This is a genomic window from Rhizobium sp. CCGE531 (assembly GCF_003627795.1).
Classification (GTDB): domain Bacteria; phylum Pseudomonadota; class Alphaproteobacteria; order Rhizobiales; family Rhizobiaceae; genus Rhizobium.
In genome coordinates, this window is the sequence record NZ_CP032686.1 from 17,199 (window position 1) to 42,986 (window position 25,788).

At 57.4% G+C, this 25,788-nt stretch carries 20 protein-coding genes and 3 pseudogenes; 14 read left to right on the forward strand and 9 right to left on the reverse strand.

Features of this window, described 5'->3' with window-relative positions:
• Positions 1-121 precede the first annotated feature (121 nt).
• Together CCGE531_RS26385 and CCGE531_RS26390 are read right to left on the reverse strand one after the other, a co-directional pair.
• Complete coding sequence (locus CCGE531_RS26385; protein ID WP_120669485.1) at positions 122-631, reverse strand: HIT family protein; 510 nt, start codon at positions 629-631, stop codon at positions 122-124.
• Between the two features lie 1,472 nt (positions 632-2,103).
• The gene (locus CCGE531_RS26390) at positions 2,104-2,577 is read right to left on the reverse strand and encodes a VOC family protein (protein WP_120669487.1); all 474 of its coding nucleotides are present in this window, start codon (positions 2,575-2,577) and stop codon (positions 2,104-2,106) included.
• Between the two features lie 657 nt (positions 2,578-3,234).
• Between CCGE531_RS26390 and CCGE531_RS26400 the strand changes: the two genes are divergently transcribed.
• The 3 genes from CCGE531_RS26400 to CCGE531_RS26405 all read left to right on the forward strand — a co-directional run bounded on the left by CCGE531_RS26400 (position 3,235) and on the right by CCGE531_RS26405 (position 4,329).
• Positions 3,235-3,570 carry a DUF982 domain-containing protein gene (locus tag CCGE531_RS26400; protein ID WP_162944030.1) on the forward strand — a complete coding sequence of 112 codons (336 nt, stop codon included), beginning with the start codon at positions 3,235-3,237 and terminating at the stop codon, positions 3,568-3,570.
• A gap of 133 nt (positions 3,571-3,703) precedes the next feature.
• Positions 3,704-3,901 (forward strand): hypothetical protein, encoded by a 198-nt coding sequence (locus tag CCGE531_RS34435; RefSeq protein WP_162944031.1) that lies wholly within the window; start codon positions 3,704-3,706, stop codon positions 3,899-3,901.
• Complete coding sequence (locus CCGE531_RS26405; protein ID WP_120669493.1) at positions 3,898-4,329, forward strand: DUF4168 domain-containing protein; 432 nt, start codon at positions 3,898-3,900, stop codon at positions 4,327-4,329. The genes CCGE531_RS34435 and CCGE531_RS26405 overlap by 4 nt, the downstream gene beginning before the upstream one ends.
• Positions 4,330-4,633: 304 nt before the next feature.
• Here the strand turns inward: CCGE531_RS26405 and CCGE531_RS26410 are convergent, their stop codons facing one another.
• The 3 genes from CCGE531_RS26410 to CCGE531_RS26420 all read right to left on the reverse strand — a co-directional run bounded on the left by CCGE531_RS26410 (position 4,634) and on the right by CCGE531_RS26420 (position 7,665).
• Positions 4,634-4,936, reverse strand: a complete 303-nt coding sequence (locus tag CCGE531_RS26410) for an alkylphosphonate utilization protein (protein ID WP_120669495.1) — start codon at positions 4,934-4,936, stop codon at positions 4,634-4,636.
• A gap of 178 nt (positions 4,937-5,114) precedes the next feature.
• Complete coding sequence (locus CCGE531_RS26415; RefSeq protein WP_120669497.1) at positions 5,115-6,125, reverse strand: polysaccharide pyruvyl transferase family protein; 1,011 nt, start codon at positions 6,123-6,125, stop codon at positions 5,115-5,117.
• A 55-nt stretch (positions 6,126-6,180) separates the two neighbouring features.
• On the reverse strand, positions 6,181-7,665 hold the full coding sequence (locus CCGE531_RS26420; protein ID WP_120669499.1) for a lipopolysaccharide biosynthesis protein: 1,485 nt from the start codon (positions 7,663-7,665) through the stop codon (positions 6,181-6,183).
• A gap of 604 nt (positions 7,666-8,269) precedes the next feature.
• Here CCGE531_RS26420 and CCGE531_RS26425 point away from each other — a divergent pair.
• From CCGE531_RS26425 to CCGE531_RS26450, 6 genes and pseudogenes are all read left to right on the forward strand, one after another.
• Positions 8,270-8,668 carry a DUF1236 domain-containing protein gene (locus tag CCGE531_RS26425; RefSeq protein WP_120669501.1) on the forward strand — a complete coding sequence of 133 codons (399 nt, stop codon included), beginning with the start codon at positions 8,270-8,272 and terminating at the stop codon, positions 8,666-8,668.
• Positions 8,669-8,932: 264 nt separating this feature from the next.
• Positions 8,933-9,091: pseudogene (locus tag CCGE531_RS34935) on the forward strand (IS5/IS1182 family transposase); the annotation flags it as partial.
• 311 nt (positions 9,092-9,402) lie between these two features.
• Entirely contained in the window at positions 9,403-9,696 is a 294-nt protein-coding gene (locus CCGE531_RS26435; protein WP_162944032.1) for a hypothetical protein, read from the forward strand.
• A gap of 500 nt (positions 9,697-10,196) precedes the next feature.
• Entirely contained in the window at positions 10,197-10,931 is a 735-nt protein-coding gene (locus CCGE531_RS26440; protein ID WP_245459446.1) for a glycosyltransferase family 25 protein, read from the forward strand.
• Between the two features lies 1 nt (position 10,932).
• Positions 10,933-11,634 carry a polysaccharide deacetylase family protein gene (locus CCGE531_RS26445; protein WP_120669508.1) on the forward strand — a complete coding sequence of 234 codons (702 nt, stop codon included), beginning with the start codon at positions 10,933-10,935 and terminating at the stop codon, positions 11,632-11,634.
• Positions 11,635-11,682: 48 nt separating this feature from the next.
• Positions 11,683-12,642 (forward strand): glycosyltransferase, encoded by a 960-nt coding sequence (locus CCGE531_RS26450; RefSeq protein WP_281024515.1) that lies wholly within the window; start codon positions 11,683-11,685, stop codon positions 12,640-12,642.
• Between the two features lie 153 nt (positions 12,643-12,795).
• Here the strand turns inward: CCGE531_RS26450 and CCGE531_RS26455 are convergent.
• A pseudogene (locus CCGE531_RS26455) lies at positions 12,796-13,056 on the reverse strand (transposase); the annotation flags it as partial.
• Between the two features lie 276 nt (positions 13,057-13,332).
• Positions 13,333-18,396 carry a hypothetical protein gene (locus tag CCGE531_RS26460; protein WP_120669514.1) on the reverse strand — a complete coding sequence of 1,688 codons (5,064 nt, stop codon included), beginning with the start codon at positions 18,394-18,396 and terminating at the stop codon, positions 13,333-13,335.
• Between the two features lie 904 nt (positions 18,397-19,300).
• Here CCGE531_RS26460 and CCGE531_RS26465 point away from each other — a divergent pair.
• The 3 genes from CCGE531_RS26465 to glf are packed head-to-tail and all read left to right on the forward strand — an operon-like array spanning position 19,301 to position 23,848.
• On the forward strand, positions 19,301-21,355 hold the full coding sequence (locus CCGE531_RS26465) for a tetratricopeptide repeat protein (protein ID WP_120670539.1): 2,055 nt from the start codon (positions 19,301-19,303) through the stop codon (positions 21,353-21,355).
• Positions 21,356-21,384: 29 nt separating this feature from the next.
• The gene (locus CCGE531_RS26470; protein WP_120669516.1) at positions 21,385-22,638 is read left to right on the forward strand and encodes a hypothetical protein; all 1,254 of its coding nucleotides are present in this window, start codon (positions 21,385-21,387) and stop codon (positions 22,636-22,638) included.
• Positions 22,639-22,690: 52 nt separating this feature from the next.
• Positions 22,691-23,848: a UDP-galactopyranose mutase gene (glf, locus tag CCGE531_RS26475; RefSeq protein WP_120669518.1), complete on the forward strand. Its 1,158-nt coding sequence runs from the start codon at positions 22,691-22,693 to the stop codon at positions 23,846-23,848.
• A gap of 68 nt (positions 23,849-23,916) precedes the next feature.
• Here glf and CCGE531_RS26480 read toward each other — a convergent pair.
• Both CCGE531_RS26480 and CCGE531_RS26485 read right to left on the reverse strand, forming a co-directional pair.
• Positions 23,917-24,174: pseudogene (locus CCGE531_RS26480) on the reverse strand (integrase core domain-containing protein); the annotation flags it as partial.
• Between the two features lie 68 nt (positions 24,175-24,242).
• A complete protein-coding gene (locus CCGE531_RS26485) occupies positions 24,243-24,656 on the reverse strand; it encodes a curlin (RefSeq protein WP_162944033.1) in 414 nt (137 codons plus the stop codon).
• 282 nt (positions 24,657-24,938) lie between these two features.
• Here CCGE531_RS26485 and CCGE531_RS26490 point away from each other — a divergent pair, with 282 nt between their 5' ends.
• Together CCGE531_RS26490 and CCGE531_RS26495 are read left to right on the forward strand one after the other, a co-directional pair.
• Positions 24,939-25,166 carry a DUF4160 domain-containing protein gene (locus tag CCGE531_RS26490; protein WP_007535288.1) on the forward strand — a complete coding sequence of 76 codons (228 nt, stop codon included), beginning with the start codon at positions 24,939-24,941 and terminating at the stop codon, positions 25,164-25,166.
• Positions 25,159-25,569, forward strand: coding sequence for a DUF2442 domain-containing protein (locus CCGE531_RS26495; RefSeq protein WP_106996398.1), 411 nt, complete (start codon positions 25,159-25,161; stop codon positions 25,567-25,569). The genes CCGE531_RS26490 and CCGE531_RS26495 overlap by 8 nt, the downstream gene beginning before the upstream one ends.
• The last annotated feature ends 219 nt before the right edge of the window (positions 25,570-25,788 follow it).

Below are 25,788 nucleotides of genomic sequence, written 5' to 3' on the forward strand. Positions count from 1 at the left end.
AGCAGGAAGCTCATCATCTGTATCGAGGACTTAGATTGCTGCGCCAGTCCGAAGGTCTCGTGACCGTGATGTCCAGCCGAGCGCCGAACGGTACTTCCACGCTGAGCGCTCAGCCCCAATATTATGTTGTGGTTGCGCTACCGGAATTAGACGATCTGGGGTGCATGGACTCGCGCAGCAGCCGGACGACCTGTGGGACGGTAGGCCCTATGGCCGCCGGCGGATCGGCGCGTTCGCAGAATTCACGCCATACGTACAAAGTTAGTTCGGCGCCATCCGTTCCCGGTTCCCCCTGCCCTTCCGCAAAGTCTTCCAGCACGCGGTATCGCGGATCCCGCCAGAAGAGTTCCTCGACCCAATCGTAAATCGGGATCACATGGAAATGGATCGTTTGGCCGGCAGTGTGCCCATACCGGCCAATATACACGCGTCGGGCATTCAGCCGCTGTTTCGGATTGGCTTGAGTTAGCGCCAGCAGCGGGCCGAGTTCCCGCAGGGCGGTCTCCGACAGTTCAGACAAATCGTTGGCAAAGTTTTTGGCACTGATGATGAGATAGCCAGGAAGGGCGGAATTTGCGCGATGACTGACAAGCCACGCGTCGGTTTCAGTTATGGAATGACTGAGCTCCAACGGCCTCCCCTTCTTCCCCGTCTGACTGCAACGGTCTTTTCGCGGGCGCGATCGCATCCCGAGCTTAACTGATTTTGCGGTCGCTCTGTGACGCCGCGTACCTGACACTTGCCAAGCCGGTGCAGCGGCGAAATAGAATGCTTCGGCTGGGTGGTTTTAAGACAGATTCTCGCATCGCGGGAACGAGCTGAAGCTTGCCAGCCGGCGGTGGCGGACAACTGTCGAGCGTCGCGGCGATGGTTGGAAATGTTCGGGATTGGGATCATGGCGAAGCTTGTTCCAAGGCCGTGGCCAGTCCGAAGCGATGACCTTGAGCGTTGGAGTTTGCGACGATCAAAGCAAAGCTTGGGCTGGGTAGCGTGATGAGTGTGACGATTGCTGCAATGAAGGCGGCGTATAAGTCCGGCGAGATGCAGCAACTCTCTCGATAGACCGGGGTAGCCGCAGATCGTTTGAGATCGCCAGGGCGATTTTTCCAGCGGTTCGAGGAGTGGTCAGGTCTGTGAAGCCAATTATTGGTAAGTGGCGGAGGTAATTGAGTTGTCGTTGTGGTCCGATAGAACCCTGACAGCTGTCAGGGTTTTGGAGAAATGATAAGATTCTGACTTGGGGGAGGCGTGCCGCGAGCTCCGATGGCTTTTGGCATGCCCAGAAGTATCGTAGTCGGCCGGTCGTATGCTCCAAGATGCAGCTCGTGAAAACCTGACAACTGTCAGGGTTTTCGCGAGCAAAGGCCAAGGTCCTCCGGCCGAGATTTCCCGCTACCACACATTTCCGGTTCGTGCGTCTCGCGGCCCATTGAGGTTTCCTTGCCGAGGGTGAGGTTGCGCGGCGTCGGGGCGAGGGAGCAGCCATCGGGGAGATCAGCGCAGCCCGGAACGCAATGTTTCAGCCACGGAGGCGACGACAACGGCAACGCGGGCGGGACGGACTGGGCGACTGGCATCAGCTGTCGCGGATGCCTTTGCAGAATTTGAGCAGCAACTGGAACTGCAGAGCGCATTACGTTTGAGAAGAGGTAGGTGGCAACCGCTGAGACGCCTCATTCCGGGTGACACCTGTGCCGAAAATATAATCGAAGGCGACATTGGCGATCGCGGTATCTTGCGCTTCCATGAAGTTGGCGAGTGCCACAACGATGGCAATGATCCACGCGTTTGCGTCGGCGTGGCAACAGTGCTCGCACTTACATCCCTCATGCTTTCCGATAGCGTGAGGCTGGCGTCGGGCCGACAGTGGCCGATATTTCATCGATCTGGTCTTGTCGCCGATGCTGATATGGCGTCGCTCAGGATGCCGGTCGGAGGATCACGCGCGAGAGGCGGCATCTTTTTTATTGCGCGGTTGAGGTTATCGCCCCGCTGCGGATTTTGTGCGGTCGACATAGCAGGAGATGCCGCCTGATTTCGCCGGCCGCTAGATCCCGGCAGCCTGCTCCGCGCGTTGGTCGGTATTCGCAGCGTCGACCTCGCTCATCCGCGTCGAGCGGCTTCGATCGCCGCGACGTCGATCTTGCGCATGGTCATCATCGCATCGAAAGCTCGTTTTGCCTCATCGCCGCCGGCTACGAGTGCCTCCATCAAGACGCGCGGCGTGATCTGCCAGGAGACGCCCCATCTATCCTTGCACCAGCCACACTCACTTTCCTGGCCGCCATTGCTGACAATGGCGTTCCAGTAGCGATCGGTCTCTTCCTGATCCTCGGTGGCGATCTGAAAGGAAAAGGCCTCATTGTGCTTGAATACTGGGCCACCGTTAAGCCCGATGCAGGGGATGCCCGCTACTGTGAACTCGACGACCAATACATCGCCCTGCTTACCCTCCGGATAGTTGCCGGGGGCACGGGTAATGGCACCCATTGCACTATCGGGAAAGATTTCGACATAGAAGCTGGCGGCGGCTTCGGCGTCTTTGTCGTACCACAGGCAGATCGTATTCTTTGCCATTGCAAGTTTCCTTCCCTGTTGTTCCCGATTTTCAATGTAAGATAGGTACCAGGCGGGCATTCTCCACCCCAAGGCAGCCATTTCACGTCGAGCCCGACCAAAACACCCCAAATAGACTGAGTTGTCGTTTCCGCCCTGGGGAAGTACGATGGGCACTATTTCGCTATAACGGACAGAAAGCATGGGGAAGGGGAGGCCACATTCGTCGCGGCGATGGCGTGGAAGTCGGCGGATTCATCTATTCGCTCGGTGCTACCGCGGGTTCGCACAAGGTCGTCGCTCCAACAAGGGCGCACAGATATCGAATTAAGGACTAGCGGAAGTGATCTCGTTTTTAAGTTCAATATAGTAGAAAAACAACGCCAATTCATTTGTTTAACTAATAGAACTGCCGGTGCGGTTCTGAAGGTAGCCAGCCAGATTTTTCAGATTTCAAAGTCGATCTCAGCTCCGGGTCACCTTCAGCGGCGTGGGCATATGTTATTCGACTACCCTTTGCCAGTTTTAGCCAGCAAAGTTTTGCAGCAATTTTTGAGCCAGATTCACCATGTGTCAGATTTCTTCAGTGTGCTCGGCGTAATCGGGATGTATAATCTCGCATGATTTCTCCGTTTGGAGATGGAAAAGGCCGGTCGTGCAGCCTGGGTAGGAACAAAGATGTCGTTGGTTCCGTTTCAGCACCAGAGGTCGATTATGTTGATGTATGGAACATGGCAGAGACCCGTAAGTATCGAGCTGCACGGTATCGGCGAGTTTCGAACGATCAAGAGCAGTTTGGAAGCACTTGACTGTCTGTTGGCATATTGGCCCGTAGAAGAAGATCAGGCTTATCAGGACGCGTTGATAATCTGTCGCGCCGCGATCGAGGGCATTTCCAATCCTGAACTTGCCAGAGATGCCTTCATTGTGGCGGCGTACGAAGCTCACATCGGCATGAAGCTCGGATATATCAACCACGATTTCCTCACCATCGAACCGCCCCTGGCATTTTGAGATCGCTAGCAGATCCCGGCTCGAAGCTCACGTCGCGCCGCTCGGTCGATCGTGTGCCCGGTGTTGTCGTCGATCCTTGCCGCCGCGTTCAGCGCTATGTCGCGCCAATAAGTGAAAAGCACGAGATCAATTGGTGACGGCCATAAAGCCGCCGCTCTATGGCCAGCAGATCGCCGCCCTATTGCCCCACAGAAAACGTTTGACGGCCACATTGTCGCCGGATCGGTCTTCAACCCTAACCGGCGGCCAAATCAATGCGATATGCCGCCGTTCGCTCTACGCCATCAAAGAGGTGTTCTCCCCCCGCGCTACCGAAGAGGATTCAAAATGATCACTCGTTATATCCCCGCCGCATCGTTGACCGCCGCAGTCTTGAGCTTGATGCTTCTCGGCAATCCTGCGTCCGCGCAGCAAGCGACGCAAGAGAAGCAACCCACCCAAGGCCAACCGGATAGCGGTGGTGCGCCCGCGGCCGTCAGCGATCAAAAGATTGAGGCCTTTGCGGTCGCCTATCTCCAGGTGGACAAAATCAGGCAGGAATACTCGGCCAAGATCGGCGCAACCTCGGATGCGACCGCGAAGCAACAGCTGCAGACCGAGGCAAGCAAACAGATGGTCCAGGCTGTTCAGACCTCTCCGGGCATGTCGGTAGACGAATACAACGCAATTCTGACGGCTGCACAGAAGGATCCGGTGCTCGTTAAGAAAGTCCAGAACGAGCTTCAGAAATCCGCGCCCGCCGCGCCTGCGCAGCAGTAAGCGACGCCACGATCACTAGAGAAATTCCAGGAAAATTGCTGAGCGGTTTTCCGCCCGGAATTGCTAGGAAACAAAGAGACAGAGCGGTTCAGGGATTCCGTGAAAAGCTGAGCCGCTTCAGGCAAATTGATCTCCATCACCATGGCCGCGCCGAGTGTCGCAATCTTGGCGCGGCGTGGATCAGGGCTTCTTCATCACGATGGCTGTGAGCCGGCCGTGCTTGTCGAACGGCAGGATGGCTTCGAGCGCGCTAAGTTCCGTGGCTCGATGGATGATGGGGAAACTAGAGTGATGATATCGCCGTTCAGCGCTTGCGGACGAATTCGGTGCGCAACACCAACCCCTTGATCGTGTCGTGCCGGCAGTCGATCTCCTCGGGATTGTCGGTGAGCCGGATCGACCTGATGACGGTCCCTTGCTTGAGCGTCTGGCCGGCGCCCTTCACCTTGAGGTCCTTCACCAGGACCACGGAGTCTCCGTCTGCCAGAACATTGCCCGATGCATCGCGGACCTCCGCAGATTTCGCGGCCTGCGCGGCGATTTCCGAAGCCGGCCGCCATTCGCCGCTCACTTCGTCGTATATGTAGTCGTCGTTCTGGTCGCCCATGTCTGCCCTGCCGTGTTGCCTTGTTCAACCGCGTCGGTGCCACGCTCTCAGCATGGGCGACCAACCCGCGTTAGCCCTTTATCCCGCAAATGCCACGAAATCAAATCGCCGCCACCGGCCGCAACAAGGATCCGGCGCGATCGAGAGCCGCAAGGCCGGGCATGGCCGATGGCCGCTTTCAAGCGGCCGGTACGAACTGTTGATCGGCCTGGTGGCGCGCCCACGCGATCCCGTCTTCGAGCGATGTTGCCCGGTAGGCCAGATCGGTGCCGCCGGAAAATGCGGCCATGAACCGGCGTATCTTGCCATAGCTGTTATCTAGCACCGCATGCGGTCGCCCGAGCAGGATCGAGCAGATATGGACGTGAAGCCGGTCGGTGACGAGCGCGCGACCACGGGAGATCTGGCGGATGCCGCGACCCAATCTGTTATGTGCCGCGGCGTCGAGCTTGCGCAGCCGTATTTCGGCCGGTTTGAGAGCCAGCAAAGCCGTTGCCGCGCCTAGCGCTTTGGAGATGCGCACGCGTCTGGCGGATTCGGTGGTCCAGTCCTCTTTCGGAATATCGGGATAGGCGGAGAGGTTGGCATCTCCTACCTTCTCGAGATCCGATCTCAGCATGGCAAGGACGGGAAATTCCGGTTCCTCCGGCTGGATTGTTCCGATGGAAAAGGCCATGTCCGGGCAAAGGCGCACCTCGCAATCGAAATGCTTGAGGGCAAATTCCTTCGACTCCTCGTCGCGCACCAGCAATACGAAGTTCTTATGGCGTCCGATGACGCGGGCGCTTTCGGCGAGACGAGCCTCGGACTTGTAGTGGATGGACTGCGGGAACTGAATCACCTGACGATCGGGAAACCGCTCCAGCACCCGCTCGCGGAAATCCTGATGCGCGTCCCATATATCGCCGAAATTGCCGCCGCCATGAATGAAGATCGGACCGGTCGGCATGGTCCGCTCCAGCTGCTCGGGCGAAAAATCATCGATCCGCGAGACATAGGTCGGCCGCTTGCCATATCTCTTTTTGAGATAGGCCATTTCGCCCAACCAGATGGCGGAGTCGCCGCAATTGCGGATGTCGGGAAAGTCGAGGATCGCCAAAGGCTCATCATGGCTGATGTAGTCTTTCAGGCAATCGTGGATCATGTTGTCCAGTTTCGCGATCAGGGTTCGATTTGATTGCAATGTCATTTCCCCATTCCCCATTTAGATGACAAGGCGGTTCGGCGGGCCGGCCGAACGTGCTTCAGGCAAGACGCAATTTCGGCAGCACTTTGCCGAGTATGGTTTGAACCTCCGTTTCGGGACCGGTCGGCCGCTTCATCAGCCTCCACAGGAGGAACGTCGAACCGCAGTAGAGCAGGCCGCCAAGCGAGGTCAGCATTGCGAGATGCGTCACGAGCACGAGCTTGTCGTCCGTCGGCGCCAGATGGCTCGAGGCGAGGGATACGCCGAGCGCCATCACGGCGACGCTTGCGAGCGCCCGAAGGTTCACCGACAATTGCTTCGCGACACTGATGCCGGTGAAGCGCCGCACGAGCATCATGTTGACGGCGGTGCTAAAGAGGCCGGTGAACACACGGCCGGCAATGACACCCGGCAGGCCATAGAGGATCAGGCCGCCAATCATGATCGGCACCCGCAGGCAGAACATCTGGGTATCGCGAACGAAGAGCACCCGCGTCTCGCCCTTTGCCATGCCGAGCGGCTGAACCAGCGAGCCGAGCGTCTGCAGCGCAAAGACCGAGGCAAGCGACTGGATGATGAAGATGACAGGCGCCCATTTGTCGCCCAGCGCCAATCTGACCAGCGGATCGGCGGTCACTGCAACCCCGATGCCGGCAGGAAGCGCGATGGCGGCAACGAGTGCCTGCACGCGCTGATAAGCGGCAGCTAGCCTGCCGGGGTCGTTATGAATGCCGGCAAAAGCCGGATAGATCGTCTGCGTAAGGGGTGCGGTCGCTTCCCGCGTCGGCATCATGGCGAGATTGCTTCCCACCGAATAATAGCCGAGTTGGATTCCGCCGAGCATCTTGCCGACCAACAGATAATCGAAGCGCCAGTTGAGCGTGCTGACGATCTGTCCTGCGGTGAGCCAGGCGGAAAAGGAAAAGAACTCTCGCATATGCTTGAAAGTGATTCTCGGCCGGAACGGCAGCACGAGATAGGAGACGATGACATTCGTCGCCTGGCTTAGGAGGGTTCCGACGACCAGCGCCCAATAGCTTTGATAGATCACCGCTATCGCAACGGAGGCGACGAAGCCGGCGAATTTCTGCGAAACCGCGAGCACGAACTCCTGCCAGAAGATCAGATCGCGCTGGAGCATGATGCGGCGCGGATTTGTAAGGCCGCCCATCAGCATGCTGATACCGAGTGCCAGCATGACGCCCGTCAGCCGGGGCTCGTTGAACAGGGCGGCAGCCGGATAGGCAAAGATCGCAAACAGGATGCAGATCGCCAGTCCGCGCGCGGCATTGAGGGTCCAGGCAGCGCTGAAATGAGATTCGTCTGGCGCCGCATGCCGGATTAGCGCCTCGGAGAGGGAAAGCTCGGTAATGGTCGTGACGATCATGAGTATCGTCATGCCCAAGGCGACCACGCCGAAATCCGCGGGTGCCAGATAGCGCGCCAAGACGAAAGTACTGAGTGTGGCAAGCCCGTTCACGATCGTCCGGGATAGGCTTAACCACATGCTTCCCTTGACGAGGCGTCCGCTGATGCTGCTCATACGATATCCAATTTCCCACTGCGCAACTAGGTGACCGGAGGTGCGATCCGCACGGATAAACCATGCCGTACCGACCCTTGCGGGTCGGAACAGCTCGGAAGAGCCATATGGTCGCTGTAAGCAAAAGACGCCCCCCGGGCATCTCAGCGGGAACTAGTTCGAAGATTCCGTATGTCAACGTTCCCGGATCATTTTCACGTCATTTCTGGATCATTTTCGCATCAGTTTCGAATCTTTGACCTGTGACGCTCGATTGATCGGAAATCTGGCACTGCCTGTCCCGTTCGCGGCGCCCACCAGCGATATGCGCGACACGTTGTCAGCTACGATGCAGAGATGCGCCGTGGCAGTGGTCAGGCCTGGCGCCTGTCGGGATCTTCGATCACGTCATGCAGAGCAAAAAGCGGGTGTTTGGCATTCGGCATGGAATTACCCATCGCTCTGCGATCAGCCAATTTGGCGCGTCGTGTTCTCGCCATTCACGAATTCTGTCAATCTTGTTCCAACTTGTGATGGTGTTCGTGAGCCCCGAAAGCGGAACATTCCGGTGGCCAATCGTATTCCCCTTTCAGCTCTTCGGAGCCGATAAGCAAAGGAGAATGCTATGTATACGAAACTTATCGTTTCAGCGGCGGCCGCCTTTGGTCTCCTCGCTGGTTCAGCCTTCGCGCAATCTTCAACGGTCACCGGGGCCGCGGGCGGCGCGGTGACCGGTGCAGTCGTCGGCGGGCCTGTGGGTGCTGCTGTCGGCGGTGTGGCGGGAGCCATCGTCGGTACCGCAATCGATCCGCCGCCGCAGAAGGTGGTCACCTATGTACAGGAACAGCCGATGCCTCCTTCTGAGGCCGTCGTGCAGGATCGAATTGTCGTAGGCCAACCGCTTCCAGAGACCGTTGTCGTCACGCCGGTTCCCGAAAATCCGGCTTACGCCTACGCGGTCGTCAACCACGAGCGCGTGATCGTCCAGCCGAAGACACGCAAGGTTGTCAAGATCCTCGAATAATACCGGCAAAGGGCCTCCCGCGGGAGGCCCTTTTCGTGCGGTATCGACTTCGGCGATGAGCTCGTCAACGCGAAAGATAAGCGCAAAGGCCCATGACGGACGCTCGACGACCGATATGTTTGCGACCGTCGGCCGGTCAAATACGTCTGGATGATCGCGCCCATGACAGCGACAGGCTGCGACAAGACCTCAAAGCACGTGGGGCATGGGGGCTGTATCCGTCCCATGCCAAACAGGGTCAATATTCCAGTCTTCAGCCCGTGGCTCTACAAACAACGCAACGCTGTCGAGTAGTTTTTCAACAAACTCAAACACTTCCGGGCCGTCGCAACACGATACGACAAACGTGGCGACAACTTCTTCGCATCTATCCAGCTCGCCTCAATTCGTATCTGGTTGCGATCATATGAATCCGTCACCTAGCCGGCTTTCTTCGACGCTGTTGCAATCGGCGTCGCCAGGGATAGTCGGCGAGTGGATTGCATACGTGCGGGCAACTGCAACCTCGCTTTTTGTCGGTCAATGTATCGTCATCGGATTTCGGCAATGAACCGCTCGGACGAGCACAAGCGTCAGGATCCGGCGCCGCGACAATGCCACGGTTTGTCAACGAGTTTGCAACGCTATTCCGACGGAGCCTGCACCGTCGGGCGCTATCGTTATGGCGTCGTGGCATTGGAGCAATGCGACGAAAGCATAGGCTGGCGCCGGTTTCCGACAGGCGTCAGCGAACCGTGAAACAAACCAAGGAACCAGCATATGAAAAAGTTCACGCTCGCCGTTTCCGCAATCATGTTCGCTCTCGCGTCGGTCTCGGCGCACGCGAGTTCCAGCACCCCGAGCACCGGAAATACGAAAGAAAATGTCAAGGCCTTGAACAGTCCGAGTTCGAAAACGGAAACCCAGAAAGACCCCTCGCTTTTGAAGAAGCAGAACTCGACGGCGAAGGGCAAGACAAAATAATAAAACGAATTTTATTCACATGCCAATCTCGTTGCGCCTGGAAGAAAGGCGCAACATCTCAATAAGAGATGCATCGGTATCCGGGGTGCAGACCGACAGACACGATCACGAGAGAATTGCACCTTGGGGCAGTGGCGCATTAGAAGCGCGGTTTTTGGCCACGGCGAAAACAAGTTAGGTGAAAAATCTAGCCGGCGGTCGGCTCGCCGACGCAAAAGGCGGCTCAACCAACTCTCAAACAGATCATCATATTCGGTGCATGCGCCCAACGCGTGCTGGTAGTCCGAGGCCGGCCTTACTGAGTTGGCCGCATACTCAATATTTGCATCAAGTGTCACCCCATTCTCCACGCAATCTGGATATTGCGGGGCTCTAACCTTTCTCCAGAAGTCACAACCCGAACGTGGAAGGGAAGATTTTGAAACACGACAACTCCTGTCCCGCGAGCAAGCAAGCGGTTACCCTACGGCGAGCGCCTTATTCCGATTGCGAAGAACCTCAGCTTAGTTTCTCTTCCCAATTTAGGGGCCAAGATAACCTATCGACAATAGGCTTCATCATCCACTTGCTGCGTGTCAAACAGCGGCAGCAGCATGCTGAAAGACTGTTGAATCTTCTTCCTCTCTCCGCATCGATTTTGCCCGCTGTCGACGGCCGCCTACTTTTGAAGCGGGAGCGGCGAGAGTTCTACCAGCGACACTTGCATCAGCCTTTCTATCCCTTCGAGCTTACCGATGCCGAGATCGGTTGCTTCCTTTCGCACCGAAAAGCATGGCAGGCAATTGTCGATCAGAACATCGATATCGCTCTCGTCATGGAGGATGATATCGAACTCGATAACGGCTTTTACAGGAGCCTCGCACTGGCGCTCGCCCATATAGGACCGGACGATCTTATACGGTTCCCGATGCGTGGAGGTCGTGAACGTGGCCACCAGATCGCCAAAGCCGGCAAGATTGCTTTGATCGAACCCACCTGCCCAGGACTTGGAATGGGAGCGCAGTTGATCTCTCGCGGCGCAGCGATCAAGTTGCTTAAGGCAACCGAACAGGTGGATCGGCCCGTCGACGTGTTCTTGCAGATGTTTTGGTTGACGGGCGTCGTACCGAAGTCGATCACGCCCCATGCCATTTGCGAGATTTCCGGCACATTGGGTGGGAGTACGCTCAAACGACGCGTGCCGCTCTTGCAGAAATGTATCCACGAAATCTTGCGTCCGCTTTATCGCAGTAGGATCAAACGGCTCGCCCGATTGGCCGGTAAACGTCGTGTTCCGTCCTCCAGTGTTGCGGCAAGATAGCATGTCGATATCGATTTTAAGATACAGCCAGATCGCTGATCCCACTGAGCAAGGCGTCTACCTCCGTTACCGGACCGTTTATCCGAGCAACTTTCGCATCCAGATGCGACGATTGAAGAGACTGGGATTTACCGGACTGTCCCTGCGTGATCTCGGGCCGTATTTGCGTGGAGAAAAGTCGGGCAAAGTCTTTGGCATCACCTTTGACAACGGCTTTGGGAGCGTCCACACGCATGCTCTGCCGACCCTTCAAGAATTGCAATTTACAGCGACAAGTTACTTTGTCGCGAGCCAGGTTGGCGGATTCAACATTTGGGATTCACCGGTCGGCGCTCCGTACTCGCGATGCATGTCGAAGGCGGAGATACTGGAATGGGCTCTAATGGGCCAGGAAGTCGGTGCTCACAGTCTCGATCATATCCGGCTGACGGAAGTCTCGACTACCGAGGCAAGACGCCAAATCACCTTCGCTCGTTATAAGCTCGAGGACATGTTGGGAACTTCGGTCGACAGTTTCTCCTATCCGTATGGCGCCGTATCTGAACACGTCAGGTATATCGTTGAGCAAGCTAGCTATGTCAGCGCGACCACGACCTTTAGCGGAAGGATCTTACCCGAGGACGATATGCTGTGGCTACCACGACAGACGGTTCGCCAAGTGGATAGCTGGCTTAACGTCTTGTGCAGGTGTGCGCTCAGTTAGATCCAGATGACGTTATCTCCGCTTAATACAGAAGGTGGCTGCCAGAGAATGATTTGCGTGGGGACCGTCACACGTACAAGGCCGCAAATGCTTTCAAATCTTCTAAAGTCCTATAGCAGGCTTAACGTGCCTGAGGGAATTCGTCTCCATTTCATTATTATTGAGAACAATGAAACGACTTCGTTAGGTCAAGCTATCGAGAATTTTCGAGAGCAAGTACCGAAGTCGACCGTTCAATACGAGTTGGAGACGCGGCTCGGGATCGCCTTCGCTCGCAACCGCGCCCTTGAAGCTGCCCTTGCGGCGGGCGGCGACATATTAACCTTTGCCGACGATGACGAAACTGTCGAGGAAGACTGGCTCGCGCAACTGCTTGCCGCGCGGGACGCTCAGGATTTTGATATCGTCGCATCGCCTGTCAGGCTCGCGCCGCCACCGGCTAGCGCCTCTTCATGGAACAGGATGGTTTGGTCCGGAATGGACAGAATGAATCGCAACAGCGAAGCGAAATCCATTCGTCTCGTCGAGAGGGGAAAAGCCAAGCACATCAAGCTGGCAACCGGTAGCTGGATGGGAAAGCTGGAGTTCTTTCGTCGCACTGGCCTTCGTTTCGACAATACACTTGGCTTGGCAGGTGGCGAGGATTGGCAATTGTGGACCGATGCACTGAAGCTCGGCGCTTCGACGACTTGGACACCCCATGCAATTTCCTACGAGAGGGTTCCCATCGAACGCTTGACACTCCACTACCAATACCGGCGCTCTCGGGATCACAGCAGCATCTTGATTGAAAGACGAAATAGCAAGGGCTCAAAAACGGGGTCGCCGAAAATGTTTGCTTCGATTTTGGGCCGGGTATGGACGCTAAGCTATTGCATTCTCGCTGCTCCATTGACCGGTGGTAGGACTTTGGTGCGCGCGGCGTCGTGCTTGGGCAGCATAGTTGGGTTGCTGCGGGGTCATCTCGGGTTCGCGTCGCTGCATTATCAGACGACCAGCGGCTCTTAGCTGCCAAGACGAGACCCAACACAATGAAATCACCAGCCGTCCACTCGTCGTAGGGGCATTGGAATAGAACTCAGTTGTCGAAATGGGCATAGTAAACGAACCCACCAAAATGCAAAACTGCGAAGGCAGTCAGCGTTTGCGCGCTCATGGCCACTAAGTGACCGACTTATAAGATCGTAGCCAAATCCGCATTGATGCGAGCTGAACGGTTGCGAGGAAATTGTCGTCGCGTTTGTCGTATCGCGTTGCGACGGCACGGAAGTGTTTGAGTTTGTTGAAGAACCGTTCGACGGCATTGCGTTGTTTGTAGAGCGACGGGCTGAAGGCGGGGATGTTGACGCGGTTTGGCATAGGGCGGATGCAGCCCCACGCTCCTCGTGCTTTGAGGTCTTGGCGCAAGCTGTCGCTGTCATAGGTTGATGCGGTCCACTCCCCCGGGCTGTCACATCATACCGCTGTCATTTCCCAACGGCTTGGTTCGACGGCAATATTGTCATCACGTCATCGCCAGGAACAGGGTCCGCCAGAAAGCCGGCGTTTCTCGCCATGATCGCCCAGCGATGCGGGCAATCTGCAATTTTCCGATTGGAAACAGTTCTACGATCGATAGAAAAATCACGGCGCCTTCTGGGCGCCGTGAATAGTTCGTTTCGTGCGAGATTTCTTGCAGGGCAGTCCCTGCGGCAGACGTTAGCTCGCGTGATATGCCGCGATGACGGCGGCGACTTGGTCGGTGTTCATGGCCTGTATCTGCGTCGTCGTAATGGCGTGAACCTGATCGCTCGACAAGCTTCCGATATCCGTGGTCGATAGACCGGCAACTGCCGAGGTGGTGATAGCCGCGATGTCGGCAGTTGAGAAAGCGGCGATGTCGGCCGTTGACAAGGCACCGATCTGGCTGGAACTCAGAGCCGTGGTCTGCGCGGTGGTCAGAGCGCCAACCTGGGTGGAGCTCAAGGCACCGACCTGGGCGGTCGTCAGGCCGGTCACAGACTTTGCAGTGAGTGCGCCGATCTGCGTGGTCGACAATCCCGCGACATTATCGGTGGTAAGCGCACCAACCTGAGCCGCACTCAGCGTGCCAACCTGCGATGCGCTCAGAGCACCGACCTGGGCCGAGGTCAGAGCATGGACCTGGTTGGTCTTGAGGGCGGCCACCTGTTCCGTCCGCAGAGCCGCAGCCTGGTCAGACGACAAGGTTGCGACATTGGCTTCCGAGAGACCTCCAAGGGCGGTGGTATTGATGGCGGCGATATCGGCTGTCGACAGACCAGCAATTTCAGCGCTGCTCAAGGCACCGATCTGGGCGGAGTTCAGCGTGCCGACCTGAGCCGTCGTTAGTGCGGCAACATTGGCCGAACCGAGTGCTGCGACCTGGGCCGTGGTGAGACCAGCGACCGACTTGGCATTGAGCGCTGCGACCTGAGTGGTCGAAAGGCCCGCGACATTATCGGTGGTGAGCGCGCCAACCTGAGCCGCACTCAGCGTGCCGACTTGCGAGGCGTTCAGAGCACCGACCTGCGTTGAGGTGAGAGCGTTGGCCTGCGTCGTCTTCAGGGCAGCAACCTGCGCCGTGGTCAGCGCTGCGGCCTGATCGGAAGACAGAGCTGCGACATTCGACGTCGACAGTCCTCCGAGAGCGGCAGTGTTGATGGCGGCGACGTCGGCGGTCGAAAGGCCGGCGACTTCAGCGCTGCTCAGGGCGCCGATCTGGGCGGAGTTCAGCGTCCCAACCTGAGCCGTCGTCAGTGCGGCGACATTGGCCGAACCGAGTGCTGTGACCTGCGCCGTGGTCAGGCCAACAACCGACTTGGCGTTGAGTGCCGCGACCTGAGTGGTCGAGAGACCTGCGACGTTGTCGGTGGTAAGCGCACCAACCTGAGCCGAACTCAGAGTGCCGACCTGCGAGGCGTTCAGAGCGCCGAGCTGGGTCGAGGTCAAAGCGTGAACCTGCGTGGTCTTGAGCGCCGCAACCTGTGCTGTGGTCAGCGCTGCGGCCTGATCGGACGACAAAGCTGCGACATTCGCCTCGGAGAGCCCCCCGAGAGCCGCCGTGCTGATGGCGGCGATATCGGCTGTCGATAGACCAGAAATCTCGGCGCCGCTCAAAGCACCGACCTGAGCCGAGTTTAGGGCTCCGACCTGCGCCGTGGTCAGTGCGGCAACATTGGCCGAACCGAGCGCACCAACCTGCGCCGTGCTCAGGCCAACAACCGACTTTGCGCTAAGCGCTGCGGCCTGAGTGGTCGAAAGGCCCGCGATATTGTCGGTGGTGAGCGCGTTGACCTGCGTTGCGCTGAGGGTGCCGACCTGGGCGGTGTTTAGCGCGCCAAGCTGGGTCGATGTCAGAGCGTTGACCTGCGTGGTCTTCAGGGCGGCAACCTGCGCCGTCGTCAGTGCTGCAGCCTGATCGGACGACAGAGCCGCAACGTTGGCCGTCGACAATCCCGTGAGAGCTGCCGTGTTGATGGCGGCGATATCGGCAGTCGAGAAACTTGCGATGTCAGCCGTCGACAGTGCACCGATCTGGGCGGAGTTGAGCGAACCGACAAGGGCGGGGCTCAAAGCCTCGACCTGGGTCGAGCTCAGTGCTCCGACTTGGGCGGTTGACAGTCCTGCCACAGACTTCGAAGTCAGAGCACCGATTTGCGTAGTCGAAAGACCGGCAACATTGTCGGTGGTCAGCGCATTGACCTGCGTGGCGCTGAGGGTACCGACCTGCGAAGCACTCAGAGCGCCGACCTGGGTCGAAGTAAGTGAATGGATCTGAGTGGTCTTGAGCGCGGCAACCTGGGCTGTGGTCAGCGCCGCGGCCTGATCGGACGAAAGGGCTGCGACATTGGCCGTCGACAGGCCGGCGAGAGCCGCGGTGTTGATGGCGGCAATATCGGCGGTCGAAAGGCCGGCAACTTCCGCGTTGCTCAAGGCACCGATCTGAGCGGAGTTCAAAGCGCCGACCTGAGCCGTCGTCAGTGCCGCGACGTTGTCAGAGCCAAGTGCGGCAACCTGCATCGTGGTGAAACCGGTGACCGACTTGGCGGAAAGTGCGCCGACCTGAGCGGTCGAGAGCCCCGCAACATTGTCGGTGGTCATTGCACCGATTTGTGCGGCATTCAGCGTACCAACCTGGGAAGTACTCAGCGCACCGACCTGCGTCGAAGTCAGGGCGTGAACCTGCGTGGTCTTCAGGGCAGCGACTTGAGCCGTGGTCAAAGCCGCAGCCTGGTCGGACGACAGCGTTGCAACATTCGCTTCCGACAGCCCACCGAGAGCGGCCGTGTTGATGGCGGCGATGTCGGCGGTTGAAAGGCCGGCGACTTCAGCGCTGCTCAGGGCACCGATCTGAGCGGAGTTCAGCGTCCCGACCTGTGACGTCGTCAGTGCGGCAACATTGGCCGAACCGAGTGCTGTGACCTGCGCCGTGGTCAGGCCAACAACCGACTTGGCATTGAGCGCTGCGACCTGGCTGGTTGACAGGCCTGCGACGTTGTCGGTGGTGAGCGCACCAACCTGAGCCGCACTTAGCGTGCCGACTTGCGAGGCGTTCAGAGCGCCGAGCTGGGTCGAGGTCAGAGCGTGAACCTGCGTGGTCTTCAGGGCAGCAACCTGCGCCGTGGTCAAAGCCGCAGCCTGATCGGACGACAAGGCTGCGACATTGGCCGTCGACAATCCTGCGAGAGCCGCCGTGTTGATGGCGGCGATATCGGCAGTCGAAAGACCGGAAATTTCAGCGCTGCTCAGGGCGCCGATCTGAGCGGAGTTCAGGCTACCGATCTGGGCAGTGGTGAGTGCCGCGACATTGGCGGAGCCGAGAGCACCAACCTGGGCCGAGGTGAGCCCGGTGACCGACTTGGCGCTGAGCGCTGCCACCTGGCTGGTCGACAGGCCCGCGACATTATCCGTGGTCAGGGCGGTCAACTGGGCTGCACTGAAAGTACCGACCTGCGAGGCGCTCAGAGCGCCGAGCTGTGCCGAGGTCAGAGCATTGACCTGCGTCGTCTTCAAAGCCGAAACTTGCGCCGTGGTCAGTGCTGCAGCCTGATCGGACGAGAGGGCCGCGACATTGGCTGTCGAAAGACCGGAAAGTGCAGCAGTGGTGATGGCGGCAACATCGGCGGCCGAGAAGCTGGCGATATCAACCGTTGACAAGGCACCGATCTGGGCCGAATTCAACGCACCGACAAGAGCGGGGCTCAAAGCCTCGACCTGGGTGGAGCTCAAAGCACCGACCTGTGCGGTCGACAGACCGGTGACAGATTTTGACGTGAGGGCACCGATTTGCCCCGTCGAAAGGCCGGCGACATTGTCGGTGGTCAGCGCGGTGACTTGAGTGGCGCTGAGGGTACCGACCTGCGAAGCACTCAAAGCGCCAACCTGGGTCGAGGTAAGCGAATGGATCTGCGTCGTCTTCAGAGCCGAAACTTGCGCCGTCGTCAGCGCAGCGGCCTGATCGGACGAAAGGGCCGCGACATTGGCGGTCGAAAGACCAGCGAGCGCAGCAGTCGTAATGGCGGCAATATCGGCAGTCGAGAAGCCGGCGATATCGGCCGTCGACAAGGCGCCGATCTGGGCCGAATTCAAGGAGCTGATAAGGACGGGGCTCAAAGCTTCGACCTGGGTGGAGCTCAAAGCACCGACCTGTGCGGTCGACAGACCGGTGACAGATTTCGACGTGAGGGCACCGATTTGCGCCGTCGAAAGGCCGGCGACATTGTCGGTGGTCAGGGCAGTAACCTGTGTTGCATTGAGGGTGCCGACCTGAGCGGCGGTCAGCGCACCGACCTGCGTCGAAGTCAGGGCGTGAACCTGCGTGGTCTTCAGGGCAGCGACTTGAGCCGTGGTCAAAGCCGCAGCCTGGTCGGACGACAGCGTTGCAACATTCGCTTCCGACAGCCCACCGAGAGCGGCAGTGTTGATGGCGGCGATATCGGCGGTCGAAAGGCCGGCGACTTCAGCGCTGCTCAGGGCGCCGATCTGAGCGGAGTTCAAGCTACCAATCTGGGCAGTGGTGAGTGCCGCGACATTAGCGGAGCCGAGAGCACCAACCTGGGCCGAGGTGAGCCCGGTGACCGACTTGGCGCTGAGCGCTGCCACCTGGCTGGTCGACAGGCCTGCGACATTATCGGTGGTGAGCGCGCCAACCTGAGCCGCACTCAGCGTGCCGACTTGCGAGGCGTTCAGAGCGCCGAGCTGGGTCGAGGTCAGAGCGTGAACCTGCGTGGTCTTGAGCGCCGCAACCTGTGCCGTGGTCAGTGCTGCGGCCTGATCGGACGAGAGGGCTGCGACATTGGCTGTCGAAAGACCGGAAAGTGCAGCAGTCGTGATGGCGGCAATATCAGCGGTCGAGAAGCTGGCGATATCATCCGTTGACAGGGCAGCGATCTGGGCCGAGCTCAAAGCGTGGAGCTGCGAGGTCGTCAAGGCTCCGGCTTGCGACGAGCCGAACGCGCCGATCTGGTCAGCGCCGAGGGCGGCGACTTGTTCCGTGCTCAGGTTTTCTATTTTTGCCGTGTCGAGAACAGCCAATTGGCCGAGGCTCAGACCCTTGATCGCACCTGCGGATACAGCACTCATCTGGTCGGTCGAGAGCGCTGCAATTTCGTCGGTCTGCAGCGCTTTAATCTGCGATGAGGAAAGCGCTTTGATCTGCGTGGTGCTCAACGCTGCCACGTCACTGGTCGTGAGAGATGCAATGACGGTGGTGGTAAGAGATTTAATCTGATTGACGGTCAAAGAAGAAATGATTGAGGTCATTGGTGTGGGGCCCCTGATGTTAACCTATGGCAGATGTCATTTCTCAGACGCCGACAGCGTGAAAAGAGCGCGCCATCTCTTGACCGCGGCTTCGGACGCGCGACGCGCCGAACCCGTGACACCCAGATGACCGAGAGCCTTTATGGCGCCTGCCGCTTCAGGATCCTGCCGGACGAAAAGAATATTGTGAGAAACATGGCTCTCGAGAGCCGAAGCGTCGGAGGGGCTTCATGCATGCAGGGCCCGCAATGGCCTTGCTTCCAACGCCTGTTTACATAAACGTCTCGCTATTGCTGAGCCGCTTGATCAAAATCTACACTTCAGCACGGGCTGACATTGCGCCATCAGCTGTGTCTTAACCATAGGACTAAAGGGGTGCCTTTAATTTCGGGTTAACGGAGCAATATTTTTACTCAAAATCTCAAAGACAACCTAAATGATATCTTGATCTGCAATACACTAAAACAATAACCGTATAGTTTAACACAGTTAATTTGCGACGATTTCGTGAAGGTAAATTTAAAACTCGTAAAAAAATGCATATTCGCCATTGCACGCATGCTTTAGAAGTGCTTATTTTGACAATGGTGGTATAATCTTTAGAAAAGTCATGGATTTTTTGCCATATTATTTCTTTTGCGAAAAATATATCGAATATATTCAGAAATTGTATTCTGAGATAATCGGGTATGTTTTCGTAAAAGTCTTTATGTTGCTTTCAAAGCTCAACTGCAATCATAAGGTTTTTTAGTATATGAAAAAACATTTACTGCAGATTGAATAAAATTCAATCTGCAGACAAACCAGCGACAAGCCCAAAGCAAGCTAGCATCGATAAACAAACGTAATGCCAATTTCCCTCGGTCTCGGAACCGACTGAAACATTACTCGTTGTAGGATGCTCATGCTCATTGATAATGCAGCTGCCTCGAATATTCTTCTTCTCTTCGCAGAACTACAGGCTAGGGCTCGGAATCAACAGCTGTCCCTGCCCGATCTTTTGCAATTTGTTGAGGAGTTGAGCGCAACAGGACAAGCGAGCCTCGCAGCCGAGCTTTATAAGACATGGATCGCGTTCAACGACACGCATCCCTTGCTGCACGTTATATATTTCAATTACTCGGTCACCTTGCGGCAGCTTGGGGATGTGGCGGGAGCGATCCACGCCCTGCGTGCCTGTTTGAAAATCGATCCGCGGTTCGGGCAGGCATATGTCAACCTCGGCCGCGCGCTCGAAGATTGCGGTCTAACCGGCCAGGCCGTCCAGTCATGGCGGAGCTATCTGGAAGTAACGAACGAGATCACGGCGGAACGAGCCAGCCACCGCTTGATGATGTTGCAACATATTGGCCGCGTTCTCGAGAATGCCGGTCGTTTTGATGAGGCGGAGGGCGCGTTATGGCAGGCCATTGAATTGCGGCCTGACAAACCCGAATCCGCTCAGCATTGGACATCATTGCGGCAACGCCAGTGCAAGTGGCCAATGTTGGTTGGGTCAGAGCATGTTTCGATCCGTCAGTTGTTCGACGCGATGTCTCCGCTGACGCTTGCCTGCCACGCCGATGACCCGCTTTTCCAGCTCGCCAAGGCCTATCGCTATTGCAAGTCACTTGTGGGGCGACCCGATTTAAGCGGCTTTACGCGGATTTCACCACGACGGAAGTCTGGAACCGGAAAGCGGCTGCGCGTCGGCTACGTATCATCCGATTTGCGCGATCATGCGGTGGGTTTCGCTCTTCGCGAAGTCTTCGAAACGCACGACAAGAACAGTGTCGAGATCTATGCATATTATTGCGGCGATCCCTCACCCGAAGATGCCACGCAATCGCGAATCAAGAGCGCAGTCGATTGCTGGCGTGAAATCTCCGGCCTTAGCGACCGCGACGCAGCCGGGCAGATCGTCGCCGACGAGGTCGACATCCTCATTGACGTCAACGGCTACACAAAGCACGCGCGGACCAAAATCTTCGCGCATCGCCCGGCGCCCGTCATCGTCAATTTTTGTGGCTATCCCGGCACCATGGGCAGCCCGTTTCATCAATATATCATTGCCGACGAGCAGATCATTCCGCGTGAAAATGAGATTTACTATACGGAAAAGGTGCTGCGGATTCCTTGCAATCAGCCCATCGATCGCAAGCGGCAGATCGCCGAGCGTCCGCGGCGCTCCGAGGTAGGATTGCCGGAAGACGCGTTCATATTCGCCTGCTTCAACGGCATGCAGAAGATCACAGCTGCCTGCTTTGCGCGCTGGATGACCATTCTCTCCGAAACGCCCGACAGCTTCCTCTGGCTTCTGACCGGCGGCGAGGATGTCGACCAGCGCCTGAGGCAAGCAGCCGAGCAGCGCGGTGTCGCGCCCGAGCGCCTGATCTTCGCGCCGAAGGCGCCCAATCCCAAGCATCTGGCACGCATTGGGCTGGCCGATCTTTTTCTCGATACCTTCCCCTACGGCGCGCATTCCACAGCCGGCGATGCTCTGACGATGGGCCTGCCGGTCCTGACGTTCCCCGGCGCCGGTTTCGCGTCGCGGTTCTGTTCGAGCATCGTTTCGGCCGCAGGCGCACGAGGTCTGATCTGTGACAGCCCGGACGACTTCATCCGAAAGGCCGTCGGCTTTGCGCGGAACCCTGAAAGCCTGACAGAGATAAGGAATGCCCTGGAACTTCATCGCGATGCCAGCGTGCTGCGCGATATTCCGGCTCTCGTCCGCCGCCTTGAGCAACTGTACTGGCAAATGCAGAGCGAGAGTGAACGCGGTGAAACGCCGGTGCCGGATCTCGGTAATCTCGATCTCTATTATGAGATCGGCTCAGAGATCATTGCTGAGAATATCGAGTTCGAAAGCGATTTCGCCCGTCGCCAGCGTTACATCGAGAAGTTGGCGCAATGGCATGCCTTTTCACCGATCCCGCACGATAACCGCCTATGGACGGCAGAAATCGCCAATGCGTTGTAAGCGGCACCACACCAGGAAGCGAGGCTGAAATGGCTCCAGTAATTCTTGTCACATTTGCGGGCAGACAGAAAAGAATGGAAATTCTGACCCGGTACGTCCAGTCCGCCATGGATGCCGGGATCATAGACGAGTGGCATGTGTGGGATTTTACGCGCTCGCAACAGGACCATGAGTGGGTGACGCGCCAATTCGGGCCGATCCGCTATATGGGCTCCGCCGCGCTATATCAGTCCGCCGGATCGGTGGCGCCTAACCAGCCGCTCCGCCTTAGCGCAACGATCACCAACGATTTCCACATTGCCATCGTACCAAATGATGGCAGTGACAACTATTTCGAGCTGGTCGTCGGCGGCTGGAGCAATTCGCACTCCGTTTTGCGCAAGCTTCCACGCAGCGCGCTCAAGAATTTCGATCGTGACGATGCAACGACTGTCTGGAGCCGGCCGACGCCGGGCGTCCTATCTCCGGGCATTGCAAACCAGATCGTACTCAATATCGATGCCGCCGGTATTCCCTCACTCCATGTCAACAACGTGGTGGTCGGTCAGTGGTCGGACGTCGACCTAGCGGCCGGTGCATCGATCATGGTTCGCGGTGGCTGGGGTGCGGACCTGGAATTAGGGAACGTACGATCGCGAATACAACGCTTCGTCGGCAATCCAAACGAGCAGATGCCCTATTGGCAAGCTTATGATTTCTACGCAAAACGACTGAGGACATATGCCGACTCGATATTCCTGAAGTGCGACGACGACATCGTCTACATGGATGTCGAGAAGCTCAGCGATTTCATCGAATTCCGGCGTACCAATCCGAAATATGTGCTGGTCTCCGCCAATGTCGTAAACAACGGGGTCTGCGCCCACTGGCAACAGGTGGCCGGTTCCATTCCCGAGGCAATCGGCGAATTTGAACGGCCGCCCGGCGGCTTCGGCGGAAGCCTGTGGCAAAGCGCGGAACGCGCCAACAACCTCCACGAGTTTTTCTTGCAGACCGACAGCAAGCATCTTCCTTTGCCGAGCAAAGTGATCGAGTGGAAAGAACGTCAATCGATCAACTTTATCGCATGGCTCGGCAAGGACCTCGTGCATATGGCTTTGCCGGAAGGCGATGATGAGCGTGCGCTGACGGTTGACCTGCCGGAGCTTCTCGACCGGCCCACGGCGATCTACTCGGACTTCACGGTCAGCCATCTCAGCTTCGGACCACAGGAAAATGGCTTGGCACTGGATCGTTTGATTAACGCCTATGACGAGCTGATGCGCAGCGCGATCGCGGTGTAGCGCTCCTTTTGTTTGCGTAGACTTTCTGAATGCGAGATTGGAGCATCTTGGAATGCGAGCTAGCGGAAAAATCGGTATTGCAGGCGCGGGACTGTCAGGGGCGGTGATCGGACGGGAGCTCGCACTGGCAGGTCACCAGGTCGAGATCTTTGATGCACGCGACCACATCGCTGGAAACTGCCATACGGAGCGCGACAAGGACACCGGGGTCATGGTCCATGTCTATGGCCCGCACATCTTCCATACCGATGACACCGAGGTCTGGGACTATGTGAACAGCTTCCAGACCTTCAGGCCCTATAAGAACCGTGTGAAGACGACGTCAAAGAGCCAAGTTTATTCCTTGCCGGTCAATCTGCACACAATCAATCAGTTTTTCGGGAAGACCTTCAGGCCGGATGAGGCCCGCGCCTTCATCGAAGTGCAGGCGGATGGATCCATCGACGATCCGCAGACATTCGAGGAACAGGCACTCCGCTTCGTCGGCAGGGATCTCTACGAAGCCTTCTTCGAGGGATATACCCAAAAGCAGTGGGGCTGCTCGCCGACGGAATTGCCCGCATCCATCCTGAAACGGCTACCGGTGCGCTTCAACTACGACGACAACTACTTTGCTCACAAATATCAGGGAATGCCTGAAAGCGGCTATACGGATATGGTCGACCGTATTCTCGACCATCCCAACATCAACGTCAGTCTCAAGACCCGCTTCCACAGAACACAGAAGCAAGATTTTGCCCATGTGTTCTATTCCGGCGCGCTCGACGGCTATTTCGATCACGAATTCGGCCCATTAGGATATCGAACACTCGATTTCGAACGATTCGAATATGATGGCGATTACCAGGGCTGCGCGGTGATGAATTATGGTGACGTGAGCGTGCCCTATACGCGGATCACCGAGCATAAGCACTTCTCGCCTTGGGAAGAGCATAAAGGATCGGTTTGCTATCGCGAATTCTCGCGGGAATGCGGCATTGATGACATTCCTTATTACCCAATCCGCCTCGTCAAGGACAAAGAGCAGCTCGCTCAATATGTGCAGCGTGCAAACTTGGAAGCATCGATCACCTTCGTCGGGCGGCTCGGCACCTATCGCTATCTCGACATGGATCTGACTATTCGCGAGGCATTGGATACGGCACGGCTCTATCTTGCTCGAAAGGCGGACAACGCATCCATGCCAGCCTACCTGCATTCATCGATCTAGCCGTAAAAGAAGGCAGCGCGTAGACGATCTGAATCGCACCGGATTTGCCGGAGGCTGTTTCGTTTAGGTTATGCGGCCATGGCCGGTGCGTCCAGCATGGCGTAATACTGCTCCTCAGCTTCGGCAGGCGGTATGTTTCCGATGGGCTGCAGGAGCCGTCGATGATTGAACCAATCGATCCATTCCAAGGTGGCGAATTCCACCGCCTCGAAGCTGCGCCATGGTCCGCGCCGGTGAATGACCTCGGCATTGTGAAGACCGTTGATCGTTTCGGCGAGCGCGTTGTCGTAGCTGTCGCCGATGCTTCCGACGGAAGGCTCGATGCCTGGCAAGGGCCTTGTCCAGGCGTTAATGAAACAACCTGACATCGGCTTCTGGACTGTTGTGAACTACCTTACCAGCCATAGCTGAAGGTAGCGCCACTGCCGTTATCCCCATCCTGCACCACGTCGGTTTCAGTATTTCGCCCGTATTGGAAAATGCCATACGCATTGTTGTTGCCGTTCTGCCGCAAGGTTGCGGAATGGCCGTTGCCCCGCTGCTGGATGAAGCCGAGGTTGCCACGGCCAGCTTGAGCGATGCCAGCCGCATTACCCCGGCCCAGCTGCCGGATGTCGGCGTCCTTCAGACCGCGGTAGAGCGAATAGACGCGCAGTCCGGTTGAAAAAAGACCCGCATCCTCGGCATTGTCCGGCGCGAGATTGAACGAGATCCGGCCGCCGGCATAGGCCGGCACAGACAAGGCTGCCAGCCCCAGGCTCCCGGCAAGAAGAGTGACGGTAAGGATCTTAAACACGTTGCGGGTCATTCTGATCTCCATTGGCCGGCTGCCTTAGCCGATGATCAACCTTCGCATCTTTAAGCTGAACCCAGTCGGAATTGCCCGTTCAGTTGTCGTTCAGTCGTTGTGGCCTGATCAAAAGCAAAAGGGCGCCAGAAACCCCAGCCACTTACTCAAATGTGGAATCGATTTGTGGGGCGGTTCCACATCACCGCAAAGTTTTCGTCGGTGCAATTTTCGCGTTCGAAAGCTGGTAGTCGAGCGCCTTATGGCTCTTGAAAAACCCAAGTTGTTGGGTTATTTTCGAGCATGGTCACCGTTCTCCGCGAAGCAGGAATGCGATTTGTCATTTACACGGATGACCACGAACCGGCGCACACCCATGTCTATGGAGATGGGGAGGCCCGAATCAATATCCTTGATCTCACCGTGATATCAAACCGGGGAATGAAGAAGCGGGATTTAAGCGTAGCCCTTGCCATTGTTCAGGCGAACAAGCGCCTGTTCATCGAAAAATGGGAGAGCATCCATGGGTGAAGTTGTCTTTGAAGATCGTCACTACCGAGAAGCTACCGTGAAGGGGGAGGCGGAACGCGCCCGCGCGCCTATCCCGGCATCAGCCCGTTTCGATGAGGCATCCGGCCGCATCGTTGTGGATTTTACCAACGGCGCTGCGTTCATGGTGCCTGCCCGATCGATACAAGGCCTGGAGAATGCAACCGTTGCGCAGTTGGCGGAGGTCGAGCTTCTCGGCGGCACCGGCCTGCATTGGGAAAGCTTGGACGTGGATTTTACCATCTCCGGGTTGATGAACGGCATATTCGGCACTGCGAAGTTCATGGATGCGCAGCGCCGAGGCGGTCAGTCCCGTTCAACGGCCAAGGTAGAGGCAAGCCGTGCTAACGGTGCCAAGGGCGGACGCCCCCGGAAGAACGGCTAGGCGCTTGCAGATAGCTGATGTAAAGCCCCGCCGTCACGAGCGCTCGACGACGTTGCCACTCCCAGTCGCTAAACTGTTAGCCGCCAGGATAAGACTCTGGCGTAGATGAAAGGTTCGCTTGCGGTTCAACCCGGTCATCTACTGTGGGCAAGGACACGCCCGTGATTTGCGCGTAGTTGTCATCGCACTTCACGGACAAAGACAGGCCCATCCCCATTC

Excerpts from the sequence above, each read along its gene's own strand:
- CCGE531_RS26420 (WP_120669499.1), bottom strand. The coding sequence starts at position 7,665 with ATGAGCAGCATCAGCGGACGCCTCGTCAAGGGAAGCATGTGGTTAAGC.
- CCGE531_RS26470 (WP_120669516.1), top strand. The coding sequence starts at position 21,385 with ATGGCTCCAGTAATTCTTGTCACATTTGCGGGCAGACAGAAAAGAATG.
- CCGE531_RS26410 (WP_120669495.1), bottom strand. The coding sequence starts at position 4,936 with ATGGGCGACCAGAACGACGACTACATATACGACGAAGTGAGCGGCGAA.
- CCGE531_RS26405 (WP_120669493.1), top strand. The coding sequence starts at position 3,898 with ATGATCACTCGTTATATCCCCGCCGCATCGTTGACCGCCGCAGTCTTG.
- CCGE531_RS26450 (WP_281024515.1), top strand. The coding sequence starts at position 11,683 with ATGATTTGCGTGGGGACCGTCACACGTACAAGGCCGCAAATGCTTTCA.
- glf (WP_120669518.1), top strand. The coding sequence starts at position 22,691 with ATGCGAGCTAGCGGAAAAATCGGTATTGCAGGCGCGGGACTGTCAGGG.
- CCGE531_RS26485 (WP_162944033.1), bottom strand. The coding sequence starts at position 24,656 with ATGACCCGCAACGTGTTTAAGATCCTTACCGTCACTCTTCTTGCCGGG.
- CCGE531_RS26460 (WP_120669514.1), bottom strand. The coding sequence starts at position 18,396 with ATGACCTCAATCATTTCTTCTTTGACCGTCAATCAGATTAAATCTCTT.
- CCGE531_RS26390 (WP_120669487.1), bottom strand. The coding sequence starts at position 2,577 with ATGGCAAAGAATACGATCTGCCTGTGGTACGACAAAGACGCCGAAGCC.
- CCGE531_RS26495 (WP_106996398.1), top strand. The coding sequence starts at position 25,159 with ATGGGTGAAGTTGTCTTTGAAGATCGTCACTACCGAGAAGCTACCGTG.
- CCGE531_RS26425 (WP_120669501.1), top strand. The coding sequence starts at position 8,270 with ATGTATACGAAACTTATCGTTTCAGCGGCGGCCGCCTTTGGTCTCCTC.
- CCGE531_RS26465 (WP_120670539.1), top strand. The coding sequence starts at position 19,301 with ATGCTCATTGATAATGCAGCTGCCTCGAATATTCTTCTTCTCTTCGCA.
- CCGE531_RS26445 (WP_120669508.1), top strand. The coding sequence starts at position 10,933 with ATGTCGATATCGATTTTAAGATACAGCCAGATCGCTGATCCCACTGAG.
- CCGE531_RS26490 (WP_007535288.1), top strand. The coding sequence starts at position 24,939 with ATGGTCACCGTTCTCCGCGAAGCAGGAATGCGATTTGTCATTTACACG.
- CCGE531_RS26400 (WP_162944030.1), top strand. The coding sequence starts at position 3,235 with ATGTCGTTGGTTCCGTTTCAGCACCAGAGGTCGATTATGTTGATGTAT.
- CCGE531_RS26415 (WP_120669497.1), bottom strand. The coding sequence starts at position 6,125 with ATGACATTGCAATCAAATCGAACCCTGATCGCGAAACTGGACAACATG.